The following is a 25,685-nucleotide window of genomic DNA, read 5'->3' as shown; positions in this document are numbered from 1 at the left end:
ATGCCATCCTGGACAGGATCATCCCGAAGGCTCATCGGGTCGAACTCAAAGGAAAAAGTCTGAGGAAACGATCTGAAAACTTATCTTCGTAACCCTAACAAGCGCGAGTTATCCACATGGGGGGTCAATACTCCGGAATGAGGGGGTCAGTAACTCCGGAATACGCAGTCGCCCCTTCGTCATTTGCTGAAGCCTCGATCAGAAGGTAGACTATCTCGCCAGACTGCCGGAGGCGGTCATAGGGTGGTGGGCGGTGGCCTGTTTGGTCTGCCACTGAGGGTTCGCTACGCGGCTGCCTTCGGCGGTGGCGGGGCGGCTTTGATTAAGATAGCGCAAGGGCAGGAGGTCAAGACAGGTTGCAGATGCTCAAGACAATATCAGCAGAAAAGGAAGCCGTCCCGCCAAGTGAGGCATGCCGCTTTTTACCGAAGAGAGGTGTTTGAATTTGGAGGCCAGGTAGCGCGGTTGACCTTTCGCTTCGCGGCTGCCTGTGGCGGTACCGGTGGGCGGGCCAGCAGGCTTCTCCAGCTTTTTAGCAAGACCCAGGAACTGGCCGACGATCAGAAGAAAACCGTCGCGGATTTGCTTTCAGCGTTTTTGTTGAAGGCTAACCTAGCTAAACAGTTAGCATCGTAGTTCTCCAACTAACATTCTTTCATTCTTCGATAAATCTCTTCTTTAATAGTCCTTTCTCGCGCTCCCTCGAACCAAATATTCCACCCTAAGTAGTATTCATCGATTATCACCTCGATAAAATCATCAATATCTGGCTCAATAGATTTCCATTGTAAGTAATTCGACCGCGTGAACTTATCTAAAGGTTTTGCCTCTGGATTTCGACTCAACAGATCGTAGGTAAGTCTATATTCCCACAATGCTTTCTTTTCTTCCTTGGTAAATTCAGGATAACTTCCCTCAAGAAAGTTGACATCACCTCTTAGGAAAGCTGTGTACGCTTCTTTTTCCATTAGAATTCTTCTAAAATAAACCTGTATATCCCGTTTGACTCCGATTGTAGTTCGACAACTCTCACGTTAGCTCCTGGCATAAGAATTCCCTCTGAAAGTGTTCTGGGAAACGCAGGGTTAGTTGTGTTCCAGTATTTAGCCCATGCAAAATCATGGATGTCACGAGCTTCTGATGAAGACGATGTAAGTCCTCTAATTTCGAACTCTATATTATGTCCTGGTCTGCCGATAAAACTGTCTGCCTCCCTAGTGGCTATTGACTGAATGAAATCTTTAGAGACATCTGCACCAGCAACATATTCGTCTAGAAAAGCACTTAAGTTTTCAGGCTTCACCTCAATTGCTCGATAAAAAGTAGCACTAGGTTCATATCTAGGGAGTTTAGCAAGACTCGGCAAAACTCCATCCATAATTTGCTGGCTTAACACAATTTCTTCTCCTGCCCTTATCCAATCATTGACAGTTTTATAAAAGTAACCAGTAGTGTAACTAAAGGCGATCTGAGCGTCAGATTTAGTCATATGACTGTAACGGTCTGATTGAAGCACAATATCCATTACCTCTTCGTAAGTTTTTCCTTGATAAGGCGGAAGACCAACTTTAAATGTATTTGAGTTATTGACCCAGTTTAGGTATTCTTGCCAAGATCTACCCTGAGGGTCTTTGTAAAGACGAAATGTTGTGTAAAAATGCTCCAGGTCTGTTCCGACATATTTTATGTAGTCTAGATACTGACCGACATGGGTGTTAGGTAAATTTAATTCACTGGTAATTCTAGAAATATCACTAAGGTTATTAGCCATAAATCTTGACAAATCCTCTAGCCGATTCACATCTGTCCTGAGCAATCTAGCCGCTTCCTTATTAGAACTAGCAAGCATCTCCCACGCCCTAACCATCCTAAGATTACCCAAAAATAGGTCACGAAGTCCATTATTACCAATAAAGTCTTCACAAAAATCCGTAAGCAGTCTAGGATTCTTCATGAAACGCTCAAATACTCCCACTTCCTGACTGTAAACTACTTCCAAAGCCTTGTCGTATCGACCATGTTTTAGCCAATCATTAATTAACGCATAACTTGCATCAAATGCAGGATCTTCTATATGATTCAAGTTAAGGAGTAATTGCACCTCCCCTTCATCAGGTTCTAGCCCATTCTTCGCCAAAACGTAGAGTTCATCCATCCAAGATGTCCCTTCAGGCATTAAGTGCCGAAACTCTGTATTTAACTGCCTAGTTAGTTGGATAGCTAATCGGAACAATCCCGTCTTAGATAAACTTTGTAACGCTGACTTTCCGCCCGCAGAAAATACACTCCTAGAAATAACTGCTACCGTAAATCCTCGAACACATGCATCAGTATTAAATTCATCTAAAATTTCGCCAGTTGGGCTAATAGTTCCATTAAACATACAATTCAAACTCCCTGAGACTAAGGCCGCAGTTAACTCACCTGATAGCTTTTTATTATATGGAAGAATAAGATTATCTAAGCCTGAAGTAAATCCAGAGTAATTAGCTTTAAAGCGTCCAAACTCTCTAGCTGATGTATACCATCTGTCCCAGCTTCCATTCACCAAAAGTAGTCAAAATGGCTTTACGCACCATGGAAAACAGAATCACCGCCGTAAAGACTGTAATCGTCAGTTCGTGATGAACAACAAACATCTTATCCAAGCACAAGTCAGGGAGTTGATCGCGAACTGCCTGCCGGAGCGAAACAGCCTGAGGTCCATCTGTCGCATATTCAATGTAAGCTTGACTTGGCTTCAATCTTTTGCACAGTCTCTGTGGAGTCAAACACGAAAGCGGCTGGGGCTAAAGAAACGGATGATCAAAAAGGTGAAGAAGCTAGAACTATTTGGCTTATAAGCAGATGAGATGTGGTCTTTCGTTCAGAAAAAAGCATTTAAACGGTGGATTGGGGTAGCTTTTGATCCCGTCCATCGCGTAGTTGTAGCCTATCATATCGGCGGTCGTGGTGATAAAGATGCTCGCGCTTTTCTAGCCAAAATCCCCAAGCGATTGAGAAGCTGCTGCTTCGAGACTGATTATTGGAGCAGTTATGAGAAGATTTTCACCAATCATCGCATTGGCAAAGAGTTCACCTATTGAATTGAAGGGTTCTTTGCTACGGTGAGAGCCAGAGTCAGCCCCCTAGTCCGTAAGTCGTTTTCACTTTCGAAATCGGCAACATGACACTAAAAGGCGATTCGCTATTTATTTTGGAGATACAACCTAACTCGTCATCCTTAATTCTGATACACCGCCAAAATTTCCTGTCCGGTATTTCAGGACCATCTCCCCCCTCCCCCACTTCCACAATTCAAAGCCTTAGGCCTCAAAGGAACCGACGTATGCATTGCTCGCTCACCATCGATTCTTTCATTTAAAGCCAAACAAAAACGCACCACCCGGGAATCCGGATGGTGCGTTTTTTCGTTCAGTCAAAGGGCCCAGCATTAGAGCTTGATTTCCTCATCGGCCCCGTCGTAAAACTTATAGGTCGTAATGGGGAAATCATTGTCAGCCTGAATCTGGAGCCAACGGTAGTGCTTCATGTACCACTTCATCTGCAGGCTCGGCATACCGCGCTTGAGGTAAGCAGCGATGAAGGGGTGCACCTTCAGTTTCAGCTTAGCCTTGGGGCGTGCTTCCATGATGAAATTGAGGTCGCGCTCGATATCGTCGGTCAGCAAGATGGTTGCGTTCACCTTACCCGTTCCGGCACAAGTAGGACACTTTTCGGCCGTGGTGATCTTCACCTCAGGGCGAACACGCTGGCGGGTAATTTGCATCAGGCCGAACTTAGACAGCGGCAACACGGTGTGTTGCGCACGGTCGTTCTTCATGTGCTTGCGCATCGCAGACACCAATTGCTTGCGGTGGTCGGCGTCGCGCATATCGATGAAATCGACGACGATGATGCCGCCAATGTCGCGGAGCCGCAACTGACGTGCCACCTCGGCGGCACTCTCCAGGTTGATCTTGAGGACCGCTTCCTGCTGGTTTTGGCTCGGCATTTTGTTGCCGCTGTTCACATCGATGGTGTGCATCGCTTCGGTGTGCTCAATAACGATGTAAGCACCGCTCGACATCGTCGCCGTTTTACCGAAGCTGCTTTTGATCTGCTTCGTGATGCCGTGGGCGTCAAAAACAGGTCGGTTAGACTTATGCAGCTGAACGATGTCTTTCTTCTTTGAGATACCAGCTACGTATTCTCGTACGGTTTCGAACAGTTCTTTGTCGTCGACGACAATCTTGCTGAAATCGGGCGTGAACAGGTCGCGGAGCAGACCGGTGGTCTTATCGGCTTCACTGAGAAGTTTTGCCGGAGCTTTAGCAGTCTTTGCGGCTTCGTAAATGGTTTTCCATTTCGCCATGAGGAGTTCTATTTCCTCAAAAAGCTCGGCGGTCCCTTTGCCTTCGGCAGCGGTACGAACGATGACACCAAAATTCGCAGGCCGGATGCTCTCTACCAGAACGAGCAGGCGCTTACGCTCCTCGCTGGTACTGATTTTCTTCGAAACCGCTACGGTTTCGCTGAAAGGCGTGATAACCAGGTAGCGACCAGGAATGGTAATCTCACAGCTCAGGCGCGGGCCTTTGGTGCTGATCGGTTCCTTGAGAACCTGGGTAAGTACGACCTGGCGTTTTTTAAAGACCTCGTCGATCTTACCGGTTTTAACGATCTCCTTTTCCATGCGGAATTTACCGAGTTGGTCGGTAGGGTTCTTACCGCTGGCAGTAGTGGTGTACCATTTTTGGAGAGACCGGACTTTCGGGCCAAGGTCAGTGTAATGCAGGAATGCATCTTTTTTGTGCCCAATGTCGACAAATGCGGCATTGAGTGGCGCGGTAACGCGCTTTACGTTCCCCAGGAAGACGTCGCCTACGGTAAATTGATCCGTGGAGCGTTGCCGGTGGATTTCCACTAGCTTGCCGTCTTCGAGGAGCGCCACTTCTACGGTTTTACCCGTTGAAGAGACGATCATTTCTTTTTCCATTGTTTTTTCAGGGTTGGATGAATACTACAAAGCCCGCCGCCGGATAGATTCCGGGGAGGGAGCACTCTGGGCATTCATGACCATTTAAAGCATACCGGTAAACCGGAGGAGGCCGCCGCCAAAGCGGGCCGGGCATCGATCAGTTCGGTTAACAGCTACCAGAAGAAACGACATTTGCTCACCTTCAGGCTTGAGGAAAGAGGCACGTAAAGTTCGGACGAGAAGAAAAACTTCGGGAATTTTACCGCCGCGCGTTTTAAGAAACGGCAGGTGGCGGTCAAGCTCTTGTCGCGGGGCCTAAAACTGGCCAGCGCATAATAGAAGATAAATCGTCGCGAAGGTGTACGGCAGGTGAGGTTGAGTGTAAACAGTAGCACTTTCAGTTTTTGGAGAAGTGCACAACAGCTCGGGGTAAAGGCCTTGGTCGTATTAAGGCAGGTAGGTAGTAGTCCGAAATAAGGAGATACTGGGCAAGAATTGACGCCGAAAACCATCGGTATCCGACCGAGAAGAAGAGCATAAAAGACAAGGGCTGAAACCAATTGAAAAACAACTGGCTTTTCGCTCCTGAGTTCTAGTTTCTAACTTATCGGTCGGAGATGGTATGTTGCAATACGATGAATCGTACTAGCGGTTCTTTTTCTTGTGGCGGTTCTTGCGCAGACGCTTCTTCCGCTTATGGGTAGCAATCTTATGACGCTTCCGCTTTTTTCCACACGGCATAGTTAGTCGTTTTGGTTATAAAATATGGTTACGAGTATTTTGGACCCGCAAAGATAATACATCCTACGGTGACAAATTGTTGGTTGCCAAACAGATTGAAAAGGTTTATTTAACAAGCTCCTGACAGCGAGCGCCCAAAGTGGCCGCTTCGTCTGTTCGGTTGAGTGTTTCGTAAACCCGGGCGAGGTTGCAAACTGCATCGGGATTGTCGGGGGCCAGTTCAACGGCTTTCTCCAATCTTTCTGCGGCTTTTTCCCACTGGTTGGTTTTTATAGCGAGCTGAGCCAGGGTGGTGTAGACCCGTGGGTTCTCGGGGTACTGCTGTTCCAGTTCACGGAGCAACAGAATTCCTTTCATCGGATTATCGCGGGGCGGGAAATCCGTGTAACTAACGGCAAGGTTGATCCGATTGTTTGGATCTTCCGGATCGAGACTGATGGCAGCCTGATAAGCCTGTTCGGCCTGGCTGGCGCAAAATTGCCGCGTCTTGTCGTCAATACCTTCCTGCTTAAGGCAAATATTGAAGGTCGTAGCGGTGATGCTCCAGGCATCTTCAGTGTTGGCTTCCTCAGCAATCTCCTTGGCGTAGATGCCGGAGATTGAGGGGTGACCAGCTTTATACCACTCTCCGGCCAGCTGCTCCAGTAAAGGGCGACGGTTATCGGGGAGTTCTTCTTTTTCGAGTCGGCTTTCCAGGCTTGCAAGTGTGGCCACTTGCGCGGGCTGCAGGTCGGCACGGGCGGCACGGATCAGAGATTCGAGGCCGGTTGTTTCCAGCGGGCCACGCTTGAACCCCTCCTCCATTTCAGGTGGTCGTACCGGGCATCCCCAGTAAGTAAGGGCCAGAAGTATACTGGCAACGGCGATGGCTATCCACTGGGAACGTCCCATTAGCTATTGGCTTCTTCGTTAGGTAAAGCGGTGACTTTGTCCTTTACCTGCTCCACAAATACTTTTGCGGGTTTGAAGGCAGGGATGAAATGCTCAGGGATTTCAATAGCCTTGTTTTCTTTGATGTGGCGACCAATCTTCTTAGCCCGTTTTTTAACTACGAATGATCCAAAACCACGAATGTATACGTTCTCACCTTCGGCGAGACTACCCTTTACTTCCTTGAAGAAACTTTCTAGTGATACCAGTACATCGACTTTAGCGATGCCCGTTTTGTCGGAGATGCTTGCTACTAAATCAGCTTTTCTCATTGTTTAATTTTAATGTTCCAGGACCTTTGAGAGCACCTATTCAATTAGTGAATATGGCTCCGTTGGATGATCCTTTGGGACGGATTTTCAAAAGCGGTGCAAATATCGCCTTTTTTACCGAAATCCGGACTACAAACACAACTATTTCTTTTTAAATCAACGTTTTACGTGCTCACAGAATGAATATTTCATACCCTTTTGACACCAATTTCACCATCAAGCCAGCCCCTTTCCGGTTTATTATCAGTAGCAAATTTGGCCGCTTACTGAGCACTCCTAACATTCTCTCATCAGCGACGTGATGCGAAGAAGGATGTCATCAGTTCGCTGCATTCTTCGTGCAGCACACCAAACTCCAGCCGTGTCTTGGGGTGTAGTATTTCCCGCCCGAAACGCATAAATCCGCGTTTGTCGTCGCTCGCACCATAAACGATTCTGCTCACCTGGCTCCAGGCAAGCGCTCCGGCACACATCGGGCAGGGTTCCAGGGTAACGTAGAGGGTGCAGTCGTGCAGGTATTTATCGCCCAGGTGATTGGCTGCGGCGGTCAGTGCGATCACTTCGGCGTGGGCCGTTACGTCGCTCAGCCGCTCCGTTTGGTTGTAGCCTCTGGCTATTATGCGCTCGTTGGAAACAACGACTGCGCCGACGGGGATTTCGCCCTCCGCCGCAGCGAGGCGCGCCTGGGCCAACGCCTGGTTCATAAAGTAAGTATCGTCGTAAACCTTTAGCATAGTCGGTTGTGGGTAAAATGCTACCGCCGGTTACAAAGGTGGATGATTGGGCGAAGAACACGTTCCTGCTCCTTCAACCATTTTTGCACCTGCGTGCGCGCTAAAAAATGCATAGAATTGCTTCCTGCGGGGCGCGCGACTTATTGCGTAGCAGCACCCTGCAGATTTTACTCCTTACCAACTATCTCTTCTACCAAATAGTTGTTTCGATCAGAGCCCGAGCGGGAAACGAGTTCGGCAAGGAAGCCCGTCACAAACAAAAGGGTGCCCAGCACCATGCTGGTAAGGCCGATGTAGAACCACGGGTTTTCGACCACCAGAATGTGAGGAATCTTGTTGGCCAGCGCGTACATTTTCACTCCGCCAATGTAGAGTAAACTCCCCAGGCCAACCATGAACATGAGCGTCCCCAGCGTACCGAACAGGTGCATCGGCCGCTTGCCAAACTGGCCCACAAACATGAGGGAAAGCAGATCGAGAAAACCCGTCACCAGCCGGGAAACGCCGAATTTGGAGTACCCGTACTTGCGCGCCCGGTGCTCGACCACTTTTTCGCCGATGTTGTTGAAGCCCGCCCACTTGGCCAGCAAGGGCATATGCCGGTGCATGTCTCCGTACACCTCGATGGATTTCACAACGTTGCGGCGGTAAGCTTTCAGCCCGCAGTTAAAATCATGCAGTTCAATTCCGCTCACTTTACGGGTAACGGCGTTGAAGAACTTAGACGGAAGCGTTTTGCCAAGCGGATCGTGCCGCTTCTTTTTCCAGCCCGACACCAGGTCGAAGCCTTCTTCTTTTACCATCCGGTAAAGCTCAGGAATCTCATCCGGGCTGTCCTGCAAGTCAGCGTCCATAGTAATGACTACGTCGCCGATCACCTGCTTGAAGCCCACGTACAAGGCCGGGCTCTTCCCGTAGTTCCGCTGAAATTTCACGGCTTTGAGATTAGGGTTTTCGGCCCGCAGTTCCTGTACAACCTGCCAGCTGCGGTCAGTACTGCCGTCGTCGATCATCCAAACCTCGTAAGACAGGTCATTGGCCTTCATTACACGATCAATCCAGGCCGTGAGCTCAGGCAGAGATTCTTCTTCGTTGAATAATGGTACTACGACGCTTATGTCCATACAGCAAAGGTAGTGTTAGTCTTTTATACCGTCAGGTGGTTGGCTTTCCGGGGACGATGAATTGCTATTCATTCCAGTGGACAACGCCATTGTTTACCACGCCAAGAATTGCTCCCGGCAGCGTCTTGCCCAGCAGCGGACTGTTGTTGGTTTTTCCCTTCAACTCAGTAGCGAGAAACTCCTCCTCTCCGTCCGGAGTGAAAAGCGTGAGGTTTGCGGGGGCGCCGGAGCGCAGGTGCAAAGGATCGGGACCAAGGAGCCGGGTCGGGCGGGTGGAAAACCGGGCTACAATTTCTTCCAGGCTGAGGTGATCCTTCAGGGCCAGCAGCGCCTGCCGGAAGGCCGTTTGCAAACCGATTGCCCCAAAGTCAGCGTAAGAAAACTCAAGGTCTTTCTCTTCGCCGTGGCGGGCGAAGTGATTGCTCACAATGGCATCGATGGTACCGTCTTTCAACCCCTCAATGAGGGCCATCCGGTCGGATTCTCCGCGCAGGGGAGGCAACATCTTGAAGTTCGGATCAAAACTACCCAATTCTTCTGCCGTAAACTGAAGGTGATGGGCACTAACGGTCGCGTAAACACTCAACCCCTGTGCTTTTGCCCGCCTCACCTCTGCTACTCCTGCTTCGGTAGATAGCAAATGAACGTAAAGAACACCACCGGTGTACTCCAGAATATCCATTGCTTCCTTCAGCGGAATGGTTTCGCTCATGGCGGGAATTCCACGCAGCCCCAGGCGGGTACTTACCTCGCCTTCGTGCATCTGCCCGTCGGGGACGAGTTGCTCGTCGTAAGGAGAAATCATCACGACCAGGTCGCGTACTTTGGAGTATTCCAGGGTCCGCTTGAGCAGACTCCCGGAAACCTTGTGCTCGGGGCCATCGGTAAAAACGGGTGCTCCGGCATCGTTGAGCTCCAGCATTTCAGTCATGTCCTTACCGTCCAGGTTTTTGCTTAACGCTGCCAGTGGAATCAGGTCTGTGGGGTGCGCTCCGTTCTGACGGATCAGGTAGGCCACATCCGCAACAGACTGCCGCACCGGATCGGTGTTGGGCAGCACCGCAACGGAGGTGTAGCCGCCCGCAGCGGCGGCGGCCCGCAGGCTTGCGATGTCTTCGCGTTCCTCAAAACCCGGATCGCCCAGGTACGCGCCCAGGTCGGTAAAACCCGGAGAAATGTGGAGACCGGAGAGATCTTTGACCTCCTCTTTTTCTTTCGCTTTAAGCTTTTCGCCCAGTTCAGCGATGAGGCCGCCTTCGATACGAACATCAAGGGTTTTACCGTGATTCGGTCCGTTAAGGTCAACGATTTTTGCGTTACGGATTAGCATAGGGCGAAGGTAGGGAAATTCGGGAAAGGTCAGCACTGTTTTTCCTCAGGAGAAGTGCTCCTGTTTTCTTTTGCGCCCTGCTGGTCTGGCAACTGCCCTTAAGCTTTAAACTCCAGCAGGTAATCCCGGACGAGGGTATCGAACTCCGGCCCTTCCCCGAAATGAAAACGGACCGCCAGGGGAAGTACGAAGATGGGCAACCGTTCCTTCAGGATGAAATCGCGGTGCAATTCCAGGCGGGTAGCGTCTTTTTCGGTAGTGATGATCGCTTTATGCTTGCCGGGCATTTCGGTGAAACGAAGCTTCAGGTTGCCCAGGTCCCTACGGTCGAAGTAATGGTGGTCTTCGTAATCGAGGGTCTGGACGTGCGGGCTCTGCCGGTGCAGGTGCTCCAGCAGGTAATCTGTATTAGCGATGGCCGAGATGAGCAGCACGCTTACGTTTTCCTCCATTTTCAGGCGGTAGCGATGGTCGAGCATGTAGTAAGGGGCAGCATAGTCGTAGTAGCTGAAGAATACCCGTTGGTGGGGCAGCGGCTCAATCTCTTCGATCAGAGCATCCGCAGTGGCGCGGTCAAGGTCGCGGGGGCATTTAGAGACGATGATGATATCGGCCCGCTCGTAGCCCGAGCGCCACTCCCGCAACCGGCCACTGGGCAGGAGGTAATCTTGCGTGAAAGGATTGTCGAAGGTAGTGAGCAGGATATTGAGCCCGGGTTTTACGGACCGGTGCTGGAAAGCATCGTCGAGCAAAACCAACTGGGTATCGGGCTTGCGGGCCATTATTTCCGGAATGGCAAAGGCGCGCTCTTCGGCAACGGTCACCGTTAAGCCGGGAAACTTCCGGGCGTACTGCAGAGGCTCGTCGCCCACCATGTTCGCGTCCATGTGCGGCTGCACGTGGATGAACCCCTTGCTTTTGCGGCGGTAGCCCCGGCTCAGGGTTGCGATATTGAGGTAGGGCTCCAGCCCGCGGATCAGGTACTCGATGTGGGGCGTTTTACCGGCCCCGCCTACGGTCAGGTTACCCACACTGATAACGGGCACTGAAAAAGAGATACTCTTCTGCAGGCCCCGTTCGTAGGTCCAGTTCCGAAAACTCACCCCCAGGCCGTAGAGCAGCGAGAAGGGAGAAAGTAAAGCTTTGGCAAGTTTGGTCTGGACCAAGGATCAATGGATTAATTATCTATCCTTTACAATTTCCGTGCCAGAGTAGTTGTGTGTGGGGCCGCGGCCGCGGGTGCAAAGGAAGAATATTTAATGAGCAAAGATTACAGACTTGCACCGATCGGTTTTCTCTAGTTTACTTTTCCGGAGACCCGCACTAAAGGCCGGTAGATGCCGCGCTTAACCGATTCGGCCCAGGGTGCCCCTCCAACTTTCTCGTATATAGCCGCAGCGTTGCGGTCCGGGATAATCCCGATGCTAAAGTTGAGGGCTGAAGCATTCGGCAGGCTCAGCGCAAGCCACTCAAAAGCGACAAAAAAGTCGCCTGCGGGCAAAACGACCTGATCGGCAGTGAGGTCGAGTTTGTTCCATCTCGATTTATTCTTTCCGGGGATGATGGAGGAAGCGTGCAACGGGCTGCCCGGGCAGTCGCAGGCCGGGTCGACGCTGTAAAAATTGATGCGTACCGGCTTTCCCTTCTTTGCAGCTTTCCCGAAGTAATAACGGATGCCGGTAATTACGCCCTCTCTTTTCTCCGGGTTATTGATGCGGCTGGCGAGCTGGTACGTTTGCTCGAAAACGTCTTGATAGAACGTAATAGCCTTGCGTTCCTTCCGGCCCAGCTCAATGGCAGTGAGCTCTCCGGCCGAGGAGACTTCTACCACTGGCAGTCCCAGACTGCCGGGGCGGAGTTTGATATCCGCACCGCCCGCCAGGTCGGCAAGTGTGTATTCTTCTGCACCGTAGCCCAGGTAGGAGACGACGATGGTTGCTGCGGGAGCGAGGGTTTCCGGGGTATTGAGTTCAAAGCTACCGTCTTCGGCGGTGAGTGTACCGTAAGGCTGGCCCGCTACGGCAACCGTAGCGAAGTGAAGCGGCGCACCGGTGCCGGCATCAACAACGCTGCCCGACAGAACGGTTTGAGCGGGGAGGTAGCAACAACAACAGATGGAGAGGAGAAAACAGAGTTTGGTGTACATGAGTAAGGTGTCTACGAGGTGATTTTGCTTCGGCACGGCATCAATTGTCCGGCAAAGCGCCGTGCTAAAATAGGCATTGCTCTTTAAACGCCCCACCTTGCACCCTGCGGTCGCGCAAAAAAAACGACCATTGGAATAAACCTTGAAGCTCCGGAAGCGTCCAACTTTATGAATGATCCCAACAACCGACGAAGCAACCCTCCTCGGGGAATTGAACGACCCGCGCCAACGCGACGCCGCTTTCCGTAAGCTGGTGGCCGCGTACGGCCCCGCCCTGCACCGCCACCTGTTGCGTATGCTACACTCTGGTGCGGATACGGACGACGTGTTGCAAAATACCCTCGTGAAGGCTTACCGCAACCTGAAGAAGTTTCGTGGCGACAGCAAACTAAGTACTTGGCTCTACCGCATTGCCACCAATGAGGCCCTGAGCTGGCTGCGCAGCAGCCAACGCCGCAACGCCCGCTTCAGTTCCGAAGAACCAGGTAGCATTGCCGACCGGCAACTGGAAGCCGATGCTTACTTCGACGGCGACGAAGCCCAGGCGCACCTGCACCGTGCCCTGGCGACGCTGCCCGCGAAGCAACGTGCTGTTTTCAGCTTCCGGTATTTCGACGACCTGCCTTACCGGCAAATCGCCGAAATCACCGGAACATCCGAGGGAGCACTCAAAGCCAGCTACCACCTGGCCGTAAAAAAAATAGAATCTCAACTGAAAGCATATGTCCAATAACGAAAAAACCGAACTGACGGGCCTGCTGGCCGAGCTGCAACAGCGCGGCGATGGTTTCCGGACGCCTGCGCCCGGCTACTTTGACGAACTTGCAACCCGCAGCATCGAGGCCGGTAAGCAACCCGCCCGCACCGTTGGCATTAATCGCAAATGGCTCAGCCTTGCGGCATCGGTGGTCTTGCTTTTGGTTGCCACTGTGCTCCTTTGGCCCAATGGTTCAGGCAGCGAACAACTCGCTACCGAGACCCAACAGCCAGCCAGTGAAGACCTCCTCGCCGAAATCGATGCGTCCGACATCGAGGCCTATATCACTGACAACCTCGACAACTTCGAGACCGAACTCTTTGCCGCCGAGGCCTACAACTTTGAATCCTATGAATAAGCTATTTTTCTTCCTTGCATTTTTTATGATCACTGCAACCTCGCTCGTGGCGCAACCCGGTCGTAATACCTCTTTGCCCGGAGAGCGGACGGAACGGGCAGGCACAGAAATGCGCTCCGAACGCTTCGGCCGCATCAAGGCCGCACGTCAGGCTTTCATCACCGAAGAGCTGGCACTGACCGCGCAGCAAGCCGCTGACTTTTTCCCCGTTTATTGGGAATACGAAGAGCGCCTTGCCGAAGGCAAGAAGGATGGCCCCGCCCGCAAAACGCCCGGTCACGCAACCCAGGAATACACCGAAGAGGAAGCCCGGACAGAACTGCTGAACCGCCGCACCCATAAACAGCAGATGCTAACCCTGACCCTGGAAGCAGAAGACAAGTACCTCAAAATTTTGCCCGCCACCAAGGTTATCCGCCTGCCAGAGGTAGAGCGCGAGTTCCGCAAAAAACTGTGGGAGCGTACCCGCAGGCCACGGTAAGGCGACATTTTATCTTCCCGCGCAGATTGCAACTGAATTACTGAAAACACAGACCAAGATTACTTGCCTGGGTAGCTGACCGAATGTGCTCAGCCCCGGAGAAAAAAACGCGTGGACTACAAGACGCCCGGTTTTCCTCTTTATCCCCGGTCCAACGGCGAGGACGTGATAGCCGGGTAAAATTCCCGCGATCGTTCTTTCCGTGCTGTACACGAAAGAAGTTCGGAAAAGCCTCCAATCCCACATTCATTACCTTTAGGCGCATGAAGGGTGTTTTTCTATTCTCGGGAAAAGTCTTGGCCTGGCTTTTTCTCTTTTTGGGTATTTATGTGGGCTTGTCTTTTTTGTTGTCCTACATCCCGGTCAATACAGCGTCTTCGAATAAGTCGGGGCCAAACCGCATTTACGCGCACTCCAACGGAGTGCACCTCGATCTGGTTTTCCCGCTGGAGATGGTGCCCGACCAGTTGCTCAGCCAGTTGGCTTACGCCCCCGGCACCACCATGCTTGCCATCGGGTGGGGAGACAAGGGCTTTTACCTCGATACGCCAACCTGGGCGGAACTCAGCCCGAAGGTTGCCATCAAAGCGATGTTTCTGCCCAGTGCGACGGCGATGCACGTTACCGAACACGCTGCCGTTCATGCCACCTGGTCCCACATAAACCTCAGCGACGAGCAGCTCAGCCAGCTGTGGGCCTACATCATCCCGACCTTCAGAACCGACGCTAACGGCCAGGTGATGGAACTGGTAGGCAAAGGATACACCGAACACGACCGCTTCTACGAAGCCCACGGAAATTACTCTATGTTCAAAACGTGCAATACCTGGGTCAACATAGGCTTGCGCCGTATCGGGGTAAAGACCGCAGTCTGGACCCCAATGGATACAGGAGTGCTCCGGTTTCTTGATTAAAAATTGTGGGCGGGCCTGAAGCGGTCCTGCGACCCTACCCTGCGCTACCTTTCATATTGCCCGGCAACCCAGTCCTTGCCTTCCATTGCGGCTGCGGCCTCCGGCGCAACGCCCCGTTTCCAACGACGGTGCGTCCAGAGCCAGGGGGTCGGATCGCGTTGAATTTCGGTTTCCAACTGTCTTACGAACTTCTCGGTAATGAAACCGGGCTCGGTTTCCCGTGGCTTGTCCGTAACCGGAAACAAGCGGGAGACGTAGTGCCCGCGCTTCTCCATTCTGAGGTTCATATAGAAGACAGGACGATCATAGCGAACGGCATAGCGTTCGGGGCCCATGAGGAAACTGGTGGTTCGGTTCAGAAAATGAGTCCAGTGGACTTTGTACCAGGCAGCATTGCTGGGCGACTGATCCGCGATGAAAATCTCTACCGCCGGACGAACGGGATCTTCCTCGAAATACTTATCTACTTCCCGGCGGGAAACCAGGTGCAGGCCGGTGCGGGTACGGTTTCCGTGCGTAAGGCCATCGAGCGTTTCGTTTTTGAGGGGCGAGTAAATCGCCATCACCGTGGCTCCGTTCAGCTGAGACGGGAAGGAAATTGCCGCGATTTCCCAGTTGGCGTAATGTGCTCCGTAGATGATGACACTCTTTCCTGCAGCCGTATAGGGTGCCAGTAATTCCGGGTTTTCGACCCGGCAGCGAATCACACTTTCACGCTCAGAGATGGAGAACATCTTAATGGACTCGGCAAGGCTGTCGAAAAAATAGCGGTAAAACTTTTCGACTTGTGCTTCGACCTGCGCTTCCGTCCAGTCAGGGAAAGAGCCACGGATGTTGCCGTAGACTACTTTGCGGCGGTATTTAAGCACCCGATATCCGAGCCAGTAAAAGAACCGGCCGATGCCGTAGAGCACCGGAAGCGGCAACCAACTGACCGGCAATAGAATGAGGTAATAAAAGAGATAAGCCATGGAAAGGCGAAGGTAAGACCTTATCGGTTTGCCGCTACTTATTCCTGCTCTTTGACCAGCTTATTCAGGCGCTCTTTGACCATTTTTAACCGATTGATGACTTCATCTTTCCCGGCAACGGGCTTCCGGGCCTGGGCAATTTCCTTCCGTGCTCCCTCAATGGTGAACCCCCGTTCTTTGAGCAGGTATTCCACTTCTTCCAACTGACGAATGTTCTCTTTCGTAAAGCGTCGCTCTCCTCTGCTGTTCTTGTTTGGCTTGATGTGCTTAAACTCCGTCTCCCAAAAACGGAGCTGAGAAGCATTGACACCGAGCCGCTCCGCGACTTCGCCAATGGAGTAGTACAGTTTGAGATCGTCGTCGGGCTTGGCCTTGGCCATGGCGATAAGTGTTTGGTTTGCCGCCAAAAGATAGGCTATTTTGTTGAATACCGGATTTCAGGCCTTCCGGGGGTGTGTATCACGAGATGCACTACTATCACGAACTTGCCGCTTGTCACGTCTCCCCTCTCCCGAGGAGAGGGGCCGGGGGAGAGGGAGATTCCGTGCATCTCGTGATACACACCTTCCGGGGGCGAACAACAAATCGCCTACAACCGCTAACGTTATACCGGAATGGAGGAATCAACGGTAAAAAATCCCTTTCGAAACACCGCAGTGTTGCTTACCTTCAGCGAAATGCGCAACGGCCAGGTATTTGCTGCAGTGCGAAAACAAACGTTTTTACCCCCTTTTGCACCTGCGGCCGCGCCTAAACGGTAACCTTTGGGTCAGGAAGTGGTCGCTACGTATTTGTTTCAGCAACCGTGCTTATCTTACCCCTCACGCAATGTGCTCACTGGCAGCACAGCAAAATTTTCGTTTTTCAGCTTAATGTACATGCAAGGACTCTGGAGAAGGCTCGTCACCGCCGTAATTTTCGTTATCATCATGGCTGCCGGGCACCTCACCGGGCCCTACACGTTTGCCCTCCTGTTCCTCATCATCGCGGCAGGGTGCTTATGGGAATTTCTCGGGCTGACCCTCGATTTGCACACACGGCGCGATAAAATCCGTAAAATTTTCGGCGTCGTCCTTGGTCTGCTTCCGTTTGTACTGGTGACTATTCTGAAACTTATGAAAGTCATTGACCCGGAACAGTTCATAACCATTTCCGCATTGCTGTTTTCGCCTTTTGTTTTCACCATTTTCATCTACGAACTGTACAGCAACAGCAAGGAACCGTTTGCCAACATTGCCTTCATGATTCTGGGGCTCTTTTACATCGGGATTCCGTTTGCGCTGGTAAATTTCATTGCTTTCGACGGAGATGAATTCCGCAACCGCATCGTTTTCGGCCTGCTGGTTCTTACGTGGGTAAACGATACCGGAGCCTACCTCACCGGCAGCGCTATCGGAAAAACGCCGCTGTTTCCCCGGATTTCACCGAAGAAAACCTGGGAAGGCACCATTGGAGGCCTCCTGACAACACTGCTTTTCGGTTGGGGTCTCAGCTTTCTGTTCAACGACATTCCGGTCACGCAGTGGCTTGGCCTTGCCGTAATTGTCGGCATCTTCGGAGGGCTTGGCGACCTCGTGGAAAGCATGCTGAAACGCAGCGTCAGCGTAAAAGATAGCGGGAACCTGCTGCCCGGCCACGGCGGCTTACTTGATCGGTTCGATGCTTTTATCTTCGTCGTTCCTTTTGCTGCTGCGTACTTGCTTTACTTCCGGTAATCCATCACCCGGGCGCGGCCGCAGGTGCAAAAGACGTTAATGGGGCAATGTTTCCCCTTTTGATGTTCCTCCCTACCGGCCACAACTCCAACGAACCTCCAGAAATACCTTCTCGTGATTTCGACCCCAGACGATCTACTTCGCCTTGCTCCCGATGCAAAAACGCTCGAGGCGGGTCGGAAGCTTTTCTACAGCCGCCGCTGGCGGATCATTGGTGGCGACGGAACGTGGCTCTGGGGGGAGTTCGTTTACGGTCCTAACCCGATGGGCAAAGCCATTGAATCTGCCGTAAAGCTCACCACCGGGAAGTTCGTTTGCAGTTGCCGTGCCCGTCAGCGTCCTTGTGCCCACGGTCTGGCCCTCGTGCTGATGCTTAAGAATGCGCAGGAGCGCATCAGCGTAGCACAGCCACCGGCTTGGGTAAGATCGGTCCAATTCCAGGCTGATAAAGCCGTTAAACCTGTCACGAACGTCGTTGCCGCCGATGACCGCTTCGAAGAACGCCTCGCCCTGATGACCAGCGGCGTGGAGGAGCTGGAAGTCCGCCTTTTGGATATTGCCCGTCGTGGGATTGCCGACACCCTCGCCCAGGGGCCGGATCTCTTCCGTGCCGCCGCTGCCCGCCTGACGGACGCTAAGCTGCCCGGCCCGGCCGGGCATTTCCGCCGACTCGCTAATCTCGGTCCCGACGGGACCGAGGCCCAAATCGCACGTGCCCTCGCAGACCTCTACCTCTTTGTACGCGCCTGGAAGAATAAAGAAGAACTCTCCGTGAAACAACACGACGAGTTGCTTCAGTTTGCCGGTATGACCACCCGCAAGGATGATATCCTCCGTCAGCCTGGCCTCGAAGATCACTGGCTGGTAATGGGCGTTGTGAACGGACAGGAAGAAAAACTCCGGTTCCGCCGCGTCTGGCTGAGGGGCGAAAAAAGCAGACGCTTCGCCTTACTGGTCGATTATGCTTTCGGCGAACGCCCTTTCGAACGCGCCTGGCCCCTGGCGACTTCGTTCGACGGCAAGGTTCACTATTATCCGGGCAGTTACCCCCAGCGGGCCATCTTCCCCCACCCTGTCCCAGGCGGGCGGCCTTACGACGGGCTGATAGGCTACACCTCTTTCACGAACATGAGGGCGAATTACCAAAAAGCGTTGGCCTTCAACCCCTGGCTGTACAGCTACCCCGTCTACCTGCAGGAAGCCCGCCCTGCGCAACACGGCCACGACAAAGTTCTTCTCGACGCCAAAGGGGAGGTTATTCACTTCCACCCGGATTATGAGAATTTTTACACCCTTCTCGCGATAAGCGGAGGTGGCCCAATGTCTCTCTTTGCCGAGTTCGACGGTTACCGGCTGCTGCCACTTAGTATAGTATCAGAAATGGGCCTGGTAGCGGGATAACCATCCGGCTGGACGGGGAAACAAGCCTCAGTCGGCGGAATTACTTGATAAGCTCGACCTTGCGGTTAACCACGCCATCCTCAGTAGTGATAGTGAGGGTATAGATACCGTTTGCCAGACCCGCAAGCGAAAGCTCGCGGTGGTTGGTGTTGAGCCCTTGCTCAGACAGTACCGTACGTCCGGTAACATCCGTAAGTTGAAGTGTCGTGAATTCCTGCTGGCCATTGAGGTGAACCACAAGGTTACCGGCAGTTGGATTGGGGTAAGCGAGGAGTTTACCGTCGAGGTAAGTATTGGCTTCGGCGGGGGCAAAGTTCTCAACTTCGGTTGCTGGCCTGCGCTTGATCTTCAGTTCGTAGGGGGCAACGCGAACGGCATCGAGATGGCCAGCAGCATTCATAGCCACGGCTTCGTCTCCACCCAGCGTCGTAGTAATATCTCCTGCGGAATCAGAAACAGGACCATCATACTCACCGAAGAAGCCAAATACATCTTCAACGATCACAACACCGAGCGTACCAATCGGACCGAACCCGCTGATTCCCTCGCTACTTGTACGCGTGACGGCAGTATTAATACGTCCTTCTTCCTGATGGTTATCAGTCAGGGACAGAATAGGACTATCGTAGCTCATCCAGCTGGCTTCGTCGAAGTTAACATCAACTGAAGTTGGATTCACATAGTCAGTATCGTAGTCGAAAGAGAAACGGAAACCGAATACATCTTCAACGATTACGACATTGTTTCCGGCATTGATATCGAGTACTATGAGATCACCAGGCTCTGCGTCGAGCGGGCCGCTAAGGCTCAACTGGAAAGTGGTAAAAGTTTGCTGTTCGGCGCGCAGACGGTGCTGCAAGCCAAGGTTCTCCATTACTACCTGGGTATCAAGTGAGCTGATCACCTGGTCGCCGTTAGCATCGATGTATTTGTGGTTAAGGCCATTGAGATCGGTCGCCCAATCTTCGCCGTACTGGGCAGACCAGCCAGAAGGGTTAGCCGTTAGGCGCGGCGTACCGCTGCTGCCCATAGCGAGCCCGATAGGCAGAAGGTCTCCTACATCGACAACTCCATCGTTATTGGTATCGCCAGGCCAAACACAGTCTTCGTCGATACAAGCGTTTACATCTTCTGCCGTGACGTTGATTGTTACGGTTACCTCGGTACGGTACTCGCAGTCACCTGCCTCGTCTTCGTTGAGGCAGTAGGCCAGGGTGAGCTCATCGGTTTGAGCCAGGGCAGAAGCCAGAGGGAGATAGCTGAGTGCGCCAGAAACTGAGTCAGAGATGATTGTACCGAAAGCGGGGTAATCCACTACGCTCCAGCTTACGGCGCCTCCGTCGGCATCGTAAGTCAGGCGAACCGGAGTTCCTGCAGGAGTAGTAAGGGTTGTTTCGTCTTCTGCTGGTGCAAAGTTGGAAACGAACACATAAACCGTTTGTAGCTCTGGCTCACCGTCACAGCCCGGAGGCATGGAGGAATAAGTGAACTGATCTACACCAGACCAACCTTCGGGTGCGGTGTAGACGACCTCGCCCTTTCGGGCAGTCTCTGTCAATGTACCAAACTGGGGCGCACCGAAACTGATGCAATCGGCAAGTACATTGTAAAGGTCGTTGTGCAAAACGTTCAGCTTCGCAGTCCCGTCAACCGGGGCGTAAGCACGGTCCTCAACGGCAAATTGGTTTCTCTCCAGGTCCAGCACGGTAATGTGAAAGACGGTAGGAGCAGAAGCTCCCGGAGAGACATATGAGAGGTATTCATCACCGATAAAATCCTCATCAGGCTGGTAAGCCATGACACCTTCGATGGAAACCATTGACCCCGAAGCCGGCTCTCCGGCAGGAGTAGCATCCGCAGGAGCAAAGATGAACTGTGGTTGATCACGGATCGTGAACACACGAATCGTATCTCCGGCAGTATCATCACCATCAGGAGTTACGTTAACGGATACTGTCCCCAAATCACATACACCGTATGTACAGATGACATAATTGAAGTCGGTAAGGCCCGAAAAGCCCGGTTCAGGAGTGAAGACTACCTGATTATCGACAATCTCGGCAGTACCTGCATTAGCTACAGGGACAGAAACCAGAGAAAGCGTACCGACGTTGGAGGTGTCGTTGCTGAGAACAGGAATAGTAACCGGTGTACCCGCTACGGTAGAAGCCAGGTCGTGGTTTGCTGTGATTTTAGCCTCATCCACGCTGATGTTGAATTCGGTGAACGCAACATTGACCTGGTACGGGAAACTGACGAGCAACATATCATCGGAACCGATATAGTCGGCATCCGGGGTGTACGTCAGGGTATAATAAGTAGTAGGACCTTCTTCGAGATCGACAGAACCATGCTCGGGCAGGCGACCCATAACCGGAGCAAAACGGGAGAAGAACTCGAAAGTTACTGCTTGATTCTTGACCGTCTGCAAATCCTCAAACCCCTGAGCGGAGACGTCAGAGATGACGACCGTCAGAAGAAACAGCAAAACCAACTTTAGTTGCCGTAATTTCATGAGGGGAGTAGTTTAAATCGGTTGAGGCCACAATATAGTAATAAGGAAGGACGTAACGTTATGTTCCTATTGTTTTTTGCGAACTACTCGTGAATTAGTATTTCTATCCAGATTGACCTTTAATGTTGAAGTTTAGACATTTAGCTCGTAGATTTGTGAACAATGAATGAAAAATCTAATAAGTTAATTAGCCTTTTAGCCAGTTTGGACCGAACTCAAAGGCGCGGATGCCGCAAACTCATCCAGTCTGTGTTCTTTTCCGGCAACGAGGATTTATTAGCTTTTTTCGATGAAATTACCCGCCGGCTGGACAAAGGCAAAAGTCTTGACAAACAAGAAATCTGGTTGAGCATCTTTGGTAAGAAGAAGCCGTTCAACGATGTTCGTTTCCGCAAATTCACCTCAGACCTGTTCAAGCAAATCAGGGAGTTTCTGACACAGCAAATGCTGCAGGAAGAGCCGGAGTTGAAAAACTACCTCTACCTCTCCGCGCTCGAAAAGCAAAACCCGGATAAGCTCATTCGGGGCGTGGAACGTAACTGGGAAGACATTGCCGGGCAGGAAGACAGCTACGATCACGGAGCCTACTTGTACCGGCACCTGTTGGAGGAACGAAAATACTCGCTGCTCAACTATGAGCACCGCCCCTACGAACGGGCCAACGTGGAAGCCATCAGCAACAACCTCGATGTTTATTACATCGTGATGAAACTGCGGCATGCCGCTAATATTCACAGCCGTATACAAACCGATCAATCTGCATATGATCTTCAGTTAGTTCCGGACATCGTCCGTTTTCTCGACACGAACGGAACCTATCTGGACCACCCCGTAGTAGCCATCCATTACTATATGTATAAGATGCTGACGGAATCAGAAGACCACGACGCTTACTATCACTACAAAGACATAATTATACGCGACACCGACAGCATGGCCGGAGACAAGGCGTACGAGTTTTTCCAGCCGGCGCTCAATTATTGTCGCCGCAGAATCAATGAAGGCAGCAGGGACTTCCTCGCCGAATATCTCGAAGTCTACCGTTATGCGCTGGAGTACGACCTGGTGTATGACGACGGCAAGCTCGATCCTCTACAATTCAGAAATACAATCCTGATCGCTCTGCGCCACGGCGATTACGACTGGGCAGAGTACTACATCGAGAACTACCAAAACCGGCTTCCCGAAAAGCAACGCTCTAATGCCGTAAACTATAATTCGGCAACCCTCTACTTTTACCAGGGCAGCTACGACAAGGCACTTGACTATCTGCGTGATGTGGAATACGAAAATACCACCTACAACCTGAACTCTAAGACAATGCTCCTTGCCATCTACTACGAAACTAACGCAGACACGGCCCTGGACTCGCTCTTCGACTCTATTACTGCTTACCTGAACCGGCACAAAGAGATCCCCGAAATCAATCAGCGTGCCTACCGCAACCTGGTTTCCTTTACCCGCAGGCTCACCCGCATGCTGCCCGGCGATAAAAAAGCTCTGGCTCAGCTAAAAACCGATCTCGCCGGCAAAAAGTACGTTGCCTCACGCCCGTGGCTGGAAGAAAAAATCGAAGCGTTTTAGTGTGACTTCTACCGGATCAGGCTCCCCCGCACCATCCGCCACTTCCCCTGCAGGTCTTTTCTCCGCTCTACCCCGCTGTAGCCACACGCTTTCATTAGGGCTGCAACGTCTTCGTTGTTGAACTCATTGGTTTCGAAGTAGAGGTTGCCGCCTTCCGCCAGGAGCTCCTTACTGGCTTCGGTGATGCGGCGGTAGAACAACAACGGATCATCCTCCGGGACGAAAAGAGCCAGCTCCGGCTCATGCGAGAGGGTGGAAGGGCTCATTACGGAGCGCTCCGAAGGGGGGATGTAAGGAGGGTTTGAAACGATGATGTTCCATTTGGCGGAACGCAGGTGCAGTGAGGGTTCTTCAAGAATGTCGGTTTCCCGGAAGTCTGTCTCAAGGCTCAGTTTTTCGGCGTTGCCCTTTGCGATGTCGAGGGCATCGGAGCTTACATCAACACCGGTACACGCCCAGGAGGGTCTTTTAGCCTTCAGCGCGAGGGGGATACAGCCCGATCCGGTGCCGATATCCAGGCATTGCACCTGCGTCCCCGCCCCGTGTTCTTCCAGTATCCATTCTACCAGTTCTTCGGTTTCCGGCCGGGGGATCAGAACCGACGGATCTACCTTGAGCTGTAAGCCGTAGAAATCGGCAATGCCGGTAACGTACTGCACCGGCTCGCCAGCTTTGAGACGATTGATCGTGGCCCATGCCATAATCTGCTCGTCCTGGCTGAGCTTGCGCGGATGGCTCCCTCTGCGATACCCGAAGAGGTCTTCAAGCACGAGGCGCGAAACGGAAGTTGCCTCGCCCGGCCCGAGTTGGGGAGTGAGTTCGTCGATTATGTGCTGGGCGAGTTCGATTGTAGTCATGTTGGTTCGTTAGTTCGTTGGAACGTTAATTCGTTGGTTCGTTGGAATGTCTCCGGCTTGCGGCAGCCCAACGAACCGATACGTTAACGTTCTAGAAAGAGTTCTTCCACATCATGGACTCCATCGGCCGCACCTGGACCTTATTGTACTTGGCGTTGGTCTTCTTGTTGTAGTAATTTTCGATGTCCCCTTCTACTCCGAAGTAAATGAGTTGCCCGATGGGCATTCCTGCGTATACACGTACGGGGTGAGTGCAACTGATCTCAAGGGTCCAGTGATTGCAGAAGCCAACGTCACCCTTACCTGCCGTAGCGTGAATGTCTATACCAAGCCGGCCAACGGAGCTCTTTCCTTCCAGAAAGGGCACCGAACTGTGCGTTTCGGTGTACTCCAGTGTGACGCCGAGATAGAGGGTATTGGGGTGCAGCAGAAACCCTTCTTCCGGAATTTCATCGTGGATGATTTCATTGTGCGCCCTTGCGTCCAGGATGTGGTCTTTGTACCGCGCGATGTACTTACCGAGGTGTACATCGTAACTGTTCGTACCGAGGTTCGCCCGGTCAAAAGGGGTAATTACTATTTCGCCGCGCTCAATAGCAGCCAGTATTTTTTTATCGCTCCAGATCATGGGGGCGAAGATAGTTAGAGAACCAGGAATTTGGTGTTGGTGAAAGCCTTTGCCTGCGGTTTCCGACAATCTAATTCTTGACGTTGAGTTTCCAGGTCAGAATTCGCCGGTCATCTCCGGCTGTAATAAGCGTCGTATCGTCCAGCCAAAGGAGGCAATTGACGGAATTTACGTGCCCCCGGTCACGGACGACTTCGCAGACTTTGAGTAGTTCCCAACTGTTGGCATCCCAGAGTTTTACCGTTTTATCCCGGCTGGCAGTAGCAAGGTAACTACCGTTGGGCGAGAAAGCGAGGTCGTTGATCGTGGCGTTGTGGGCATCGATGGGTGCGAAGGGTCGGGGTACTTTGACGTAAGCCAGGTCCATCCCCTTCAGGCGTGCATCCCGGCCGCCAAAGATCATACGGGGGAAGCCCATACCCGGCTGAAACGCAACACAAAAAGTGGACGGCGGATTGCCAGCAAACTGACCAACGACTTTCATCTCATCACTATCAACGGTATAAACATTCCCATCGCTGGCGCCGACGGAGAGAATCGGGCTTCCCGGATAACTATCAATACACCGCAACGAATTTCCGCTCACGGGCAGGCTTTCAATCGTCCGTCCGGTTTTGGCATCCCATTTGGTAAGCACACCGTCTCCTCCGGCAGTGAAGATCTTATCACCTACCCTCAGCACGGCAAAAACGCCCCGGGTGTGTTGGGCTACGTGGAGGTTCCGCTCCGGTGCATCAGGGTAGAGCCAGTGCACACCACCATCGAGCGCGCCGGCGACGAGACCACCATCTTCGAGGGTATCGAAGCTCAGAAATTTACCTCCCTCAACGTTGGCTACAGCGCGTCCGAAATTCACGTCATTCTGATGCCAGTGTACGAGCAGCCCATCGGCAGCGGCGGAGTAAAATCCGTCGCGGGCAGGTCGTAAAGCATAAATGGCGGCGTTGTGGCCGGTACGTTCTTCGGTTCTCGTCAGCATATTATTCGTGAACATACGATTTAAGTTTCCGTTCTATTTAAAAGAGCTTCCTTTCACTGACGGCGTTAAAATATACGCTTACGGCATCTGCCGATTATTATTCAGGATTAATATGAAATACGTTTTCTTTGCCATCGCTTTCTTCAGCCTGGGGTATGTAGTCCCTACTTTTGCCCCCTTTACTCAAGTACTCATCGCCGGACTCGTATTAGGGCTTATGCCTCTTGCGTTTTATGTTTACGCCCAAACAACGGTCAGTTTAAGCATCCCCGACGAGCATTAATGCGC

Annotated in this window: 26 protein-coding genes; 9 read left to right on the top strand and 17 right to left on the bottom strand. The window is 52.1% G+C overall.

The features are described from left to right. Positions 1-210: 210 nt before the first annotated feature. The 3 genes from FUA23_RS22950 to FUA23_RS19035 all read right to left on the bottom strand — a co-directional run bounded on the left by FUA23_RS22950 (position 211) and on the right by FUA23_RS19035 (position 2,548). The gene (locus tag FUA23_RS22950; protein WP_262713714.1) at positions 211-336 is read right to left on the bottom strand and encodes a hypothetical protein; all 126 of its coding nucleotides are present in this window, start codon (positions 334-336) and stop codon (positions 211-213) included. Positions 337-644: 308 nt separating this feature from the next. Next, a complete protein-coding gene (locus FUA23_RS19040; RefSeq protein WP_147932359.1) occupies positions 645-968 on the bottom strand; it encodes a hypothetical protein in 324 nt (107 codons plus the stop codon). Continuing rightward, a complete protein-coding gene (locus tag FUA23_RS19035; RefSeq protein WP_147932358.1) occupies positions 968-2,548 on the bottom strand; it encodes a hypothetical protein in 1,581 nt (526 codons plus the stop codon). The genes FUA23_RS19040 and FUA23_RS19035 overlap by 1 nt, the downstream gene beginning before the upstream one ends. A 304-nt stretch (positions 2,549-2,852) precedes the next feature. Between FUA23_RS19035 and FUA23_RS19030 the strand changes: the two genes are divergently transcribed. Next, a complete protein-coding gene (locus FUA23_RS19030) occupies positions 2,853-3,086 on the top strand; it encodes an IS1 family transposase (protein WP_246144370.1) in 234 nt (77 codons plus the stop codon). A 347-nt stretch (positions 3,087-3,433) separates the two neighbouring features. On the opposite strand, the gene FUA23_RS19025 is transcribed toward FUA23_RS19030, so the two are convergent. From FUA23_RS19025 to FUA23_RS18990, 8 genes are all read right to left on the bottom strand, one after another. Then, positions 3,434-4,978 carry an Rne/Rng family ribonuclease gene (locus tag FUA23_RS19025; protein ID WP_147932357.1) on the bottom strand — a complete coding sequence of 515 codons (1,545 nt, stop codon included), beginning with the start codon at positions 4,976-4,978 and terminating at the stop codon, positions 3,434-3,436. Between the two features lie 828 nt (positions 4,979-5,806). Further along, positions 5,807-6,592, bottom strand: coding sequence for a tetratricopeptide repeat protein (locus tag FUA23_RS19020; RefSeq protein ID WP_147932356.1), 786 nt, complete (start codon positions 6,590-6,592; stop codon positions 5,807-5,809). Further along, a complete protein-coding gene (locus FUA23_RS19015) occupies positions 6,592-6,903 on the bottom strand; it encodes an HU family DNA-binding protein (protein ID WP_147932355.1) in 312 nt (103 codons plus the stop codon). The genes FUA23_RS19020 and FUA23_RS19015 overlap by 1 nt, the downstream gene beginning before the upstream one ends. Before the next feature lie 290 nt (positions 6,904-7,193). After that, entirely contained in the window at positions 7,194-7,637 is a 444-nt protein-coding gene (locus FUA23_RS19010; protein ID WP_147932354.1) for a nucleoside deaminase, read from the bottom strand. A 167-nt stretch (positions 7,638-7,804) separates the two neighbouring features. Further along, the gene (locus FUA23_RS19005; protein ID WP_147932353.1) at positions 7,805-8,761 is read right to left on the bottom strand and encodes a glycosyltransferase family 2 protein; all 957 of its coding nucleotides are present in this window, start codon (positions 8,759-8,761) and stop codon (positions 7,805-7,807) included. Positions 8,762-8,825: 64 nt separating this feature from the next. Beyond that, positions 8,826-10,091, bottom strand: a complete 1,266-nt coding sequence (locus tag FUA23_RS19000) for a dihydroorotase (protein WP_147932352.1) — start codon at positions 10,089-10,091, stop codon at positions 8,826-8,828. Between the two features lie 98 nt (positions 10,092-10,189). Beyond that, on the bottom strand, positions 10,190-11,257 hold the full coding sequence (gene lpxK / locus FUA23_RS18995) for a tetraacyldisaccharide 4'-kinase (RefSeq protein ID WP_147932351.1): 1,068 nt from the start codon (positions 11,255-11,257) through the stop codon (positions 10,190-10,192). 131 nt (positions 11,258-11,388) lie between these two features. Next, positions 11,389-12,273, bottom strand: a complete 885-nt coding sequence (locus FUA23_RS18990) for a carboxypeptidase-like regulatory domain-containing protein (protein WP_147932350.1) — start codon at positions 12,271-12,273, stop codon at positions 11,389-11,391. Positions 12,274-12,409: 136 nt separating this feature from the next. On the opposite strand from FUA23_RS18990, the gene FUA23_RS18985 reads away from it, so the two are divergent. From FUA23_RS18985 to FUA23_RS18970, 4 genes are all read left to right on the top strand, one after another. Next, on the top strand, positions 12,410-12,970 hold the full coding sequence (locus tag FUA23_RS18985) for an RNA polymerase sigma factor (protein ID WP_147932349.1): 561 nt from the start codon (positions 12,410-12,412) through the stop codon (positions 12,968-12,970). Beyond that, positions 12,960-13,352, top strand: coding sequence for a hypothetical protein (locus tag FUA23_RS18980; protein WP_147932348.1), 393 nt, complete (start codon positions 12,960-12,962; stop codon positions 13,350-13,352). Before FUA23_RS18985 ends, FUA23_RS18980 begins: the two co-directional genes overlap by 11 nt. Further along, complete coding sequence (locus FUA23_RS18975; protein ID WP_147932347.1) at positions 13,345-13,833, top strand: hypothetical protein; 489 nt, start codon at positions 13,345-13,347, stop codon at positions 13,831-13,833. Before FUA23_RS18980 ends, FUA23_RS18975 begins: the two co-directional genes overlap by 8 nt. A 263-nt stretch (positions 13,834-14,096) precedes the next feature. Next, complete coding sequence (locus FUA23_RS18970; protein ID WP_187271130.1) at positions 14,097-14,747, top strand: TIGR02117 family protein; 651 nt, start codon at positions 14,097-14,099, stop codon at positions 14,745-14,747. A gap of 44 nt (positions 14,748-14,791) precedes the next feature. On the opposite strand, the gene FUA23_RS18965 is transcribed toward FUA23_RS18970, so the two are convergent. Both FUA23_RS18965 and FUA23_RS18960 read right to left on the bottom strand, forming a co-directional pair. Continuing rightward, a complete protein-coding gene (locus FUA23_RS18965; protein ID WP_147932345.1) occupies positions 14,792-15,718 on the bottom strand; it encodes a lysophospholipid acyltransferase family protein in 927 nt (308 codons plus the stop codon). A 38-nt stretch (positions 15,719-15,756) separates the two neighbouring features. Beyond that, on the bottom strand, positions 15,757-16,098 hold the full coding sequence (locus FUA23_RS18960) for a MerR family transcriptional regulator (protein WP_147932344.1): 342 nt from the start codon (positions 16,096-16,098) through the stop codon (positions 15,757-15,759). A gap of 498 nt (positions 16,099-16,596) precedes the next feature. Between FUA23_RS18960 and FUA23_RS18955 the strand changes: the two genes are divergently transcribed. Continuing rightward, positions 16,597-17,433 carry a phosphatidate cytidylyltransferase gene (locus FUA23_RS18955; protein WP_147932343.1) on the top strand — a complete coding sequence of 279 codons (837 nt, stop codon included), beginning with the start codon at positions 16,597-16,599 and terminating at the stop codon, positions 17,431-17,433. 114 nt (positions 17,434-17,547) lie between these two features. Further along, a complete protein-coding gene (locus FUA23_RS18950) occupies positions 17,548-18,834 on the top strand; it encodes a hypothetical protein (protein WP_147932342.1) in 1,287 nt (428 codons plus the stop codon). A 40-nt stretch (positions 18,835-18,874) separates the two neighbouring features. Here FUA23_RS18950 and FUA23_RS18945 read toward each other — a convergent pair whose 3' ends face one another. Further along, the gene (locus FUA23_RS18945; protein ID WP_147932341.1) at positions 18,875-21,349 is read right to left on the bottom strand and encodes an Ig-like domain-containing protein; all 2,475 of its coding nucleotides are present in this window, start codon (positions 21,347-21,349) and stop codon (positions 18,875-18,877) included. Between the two features lie 249 nt (positions 21,350-21,598). Between FUA23_RS18945 and FUA23_RS18940 the strand changes: the two genes are divergently transcribed. Continuing rightward, positions 21,599-22,933: a hypothetical protein gene (locus tag FUA23_RS18940; protein ID WP_147932340.1), complete on the top strand. Its 1,335-nt coding sequence runs from the start codon at positions 21,599-21,601 to the stop codon at positions 22,931-22,933. Between the two features lie 8 nt (positions 22,934-22,941). Here FUA23_RS18940 and prmC read toward each other — a convergent pair whose 3' ends face one another. From prmC to FUA23_RS18925, 3 genes are all read right to left on the bottom strand, one after another. Continuing rightward, positions 22,942-23,790: a peptide chain release factor N(5)-glutamine methyltransferase gene (gene prmC / locus FUA23_RS18935; RefSeq protein ID WP_147932339.1), complete on the bottom strand. Its 849-nt coding sequence runs from the start codon at positions 23,788-23,790 to the stop codon at positions 22,942-22,944. A 91-nt stretch (positions 23,791-23,881) separates the two neighbouring features. Further along, on the bottom strand, positions 23,882-24,418 hold the full coding sequence (gene dcd / locus FUA23_RS18930; protein WP_147932338.1) for a dCTP deaminase: 537 nt from the start codon (positions 24,416-24,418) through the stop codon (positions 23,882-23,884). 70 nt (positions 24,419-24,488) lie between these two features. Beyond that, on the bottom strand, positions 24,489-25,412 hold the full coding sequence (locus tag FUA23_RS18925) for a WD40 repeat domain-containing protein (protein WP_147932337.1): 924 nt from the start codon (positions 25,410-25,412) through the stop codon (positions 24,489-24,491). A gap of 97 nt (positions 25,413-25,509) precedes the next feature. On the opposite strand from FUA23_RS18925, the gene FUA23_RS22445 reads away from it, so the two are divergent. After that, on the top strand, positions 25,510-25,680 hold the full coding sequence (locus FUA23_RS22445; protein WP_187271129.1) for a hypothetical protein: 171 nt from the start codon (positions 25,510-25,512) through the stop codon (positions 25,678-25,680). Positions 25,681-25,685: the final 5 nt, after the last annotated feature.

It is taken from the genome of Neolewinella aurantiaca, assembly GCF_008014675.1.
Lineage (GTDB): Bacteria > Bacteroidota > Bacteroidia > Chitinophagales > Saprospiraceae > Neolewinella > Neolewinella aurantiaca.
The sequence above is the reverse complement of the archived record's forward strand: the minus strand, read 5'-3'. Positions and strand labels throughout refer to the sequence as shown.

What these genes read in the sequence shown, in the direction of transcription:
- FUA23_RS19030 (WP_246144370.1), top strand. Translation starts at nt 2,853, where the DNA reads ATGTGGTCTTTCGTTCAGAAAAAAGCATTTAAACGGTGGATTGGGGTA.
- FUA23_RS18975 (WP_147932347.1), top strand. Translation starts at nt 13,345, where the DNA reads ATGAATAAGCTATTTTTCTTCCTTGCATTTTTTATGATCACTGCAACC.
- FUA23_RS18980 (WP_147932348.1), top strand. Translation starts at nt 12,960, where the DNA reads ATGTCCAATAACGAAAAAACCGAACTGACGGGCCTGCTGGCCGAGCTG.
- prmC (WP_147932339.1), bottom strand. Translation starts at nt 23,790, where the DNA reads ATGACTACAATCGAACTCGCCCAGCACATAATCGACGAACTCACTCCC.
- FUA23_RS19020 (WP_147932356.1), bottom strand. Translation starts at nt 6,592, where the DNA reads ATGGGACGTTCCCAGTGGATAGCCATCGCCGTTGCCAGTATACTTCTG.
- FUA23_RS18945 (WP_147932341.1), bottom strand. Translation starts at nt 21,349, where the DNA reads ATGAAATTACGGCAACTAAAGTTGGTTTTGCTGTTTCTTCTGACGGTC.
- FUA23_RS18960 (WP_147932344.1), bottom strand. Translation starts at nt 16,098, where the DNA reads ATGGCCAAGGCCAAGCCCGACGACGATCTCAAACTGTACTACTCCATT.
- FUA23_RS19010 (WP_147932354.1), bottom strand. Translation starts at nt 7,637, where the DNA reads ATGCTAAAGGTTTACGACGATACTTACTTTATGAACCAGGCGTTGGCC.
- FUA23_RS19040 (WP_147932359.1), bottom strand. Translation starts at nt 968, where the DNA reads ATGGAAAAAGAAGCGTACACAGCTTTCCTAAGAGGTGATGTCAACTTT.
- FUA23_RS19000 (WP_147932352.1), bottom strand. Translation starts at nt 10,091, where the DNA reads ATGCTAATCCGTAACGCAAAAATCGTTGACCTTAACGGACCGAATCAC.
- FUA23_RS18985 (WP_147932349.1), top strand. Translation starts at nt 12,410, where the DNA reads ATGATCCCAACAACCGACGAAGCAACCCTCCTCGGGGAATTGAACGAC.
- dcd (WP_147932338.1), bottom strand. Translation starts at nt 24,418, where the DNA reads ATGATCTGGAGCGATAAAAAAATACTGGCTGCTATTGAGCGCGGCGAA.
- FUA23_RS19025 (WP_147932357.1), bottom strand. Translation starts at nt 4,978, where the DNA reads ATGGAAAAAGAAATGATCGTCTCTTCAACGGGTAAAACCGTAGAAGTG.
- FUA23_RS19015 (WP_147932355.1), bottom strand. Translation starts at nt 6,903, where the DNA reads ATGAGAAAAGCTGATTTAGTAGCAAGCATCTCCGACAAAACGGGCATC.
- FUA23_RS18965 (WP_147932345.1), bottom strand. Translation starts at nt 15,718, where the DNA reads ATGGCTTATCTCTTTTATTACCTCATTCTATTGCCGGTCAGTTGGTTG.
- FUA23_RS18955 (WP_147932343.1), top strand. Translation starts at nt 16,597, where the DNA reads ATGCAAGGACTCTGGAGAAGGCTCGTCACCGCCGTAATTTTCGTTATC.
- FUA23_RS22445 (WP_187271129.1), top strand. Translation starts at nt 25,510, where the DNA reads ATGAAATACGTTTTCTTTGCCATCGCTTTCTTCAGCCTGGGGTATGTA.
- FUA23_RS18970 (WP_187271130.1), top strand. Translation starts at nt 14,097, where the DNA reads ATGAAGGGTGTTTTTCTATTCTCGGGAAAAGTCTTGGCCTGGCTTTTT.
- FUA23_RS18925 (WP_147932337.1), bottom strand. Translation starts at nt 25,412, where the DNA reads ATGTTCACGAATAATATGCTGACGAGAACCGAAGAACGTACCGGCCAC.
- FUA23_RS19005 (WP_147932353.1), bottom strand. Translation starts at nt 8,761, where the DNA reads ATGGACATAAGCGTCGTAGTACCATTATTCAACGAAGAAGAATCTCTG.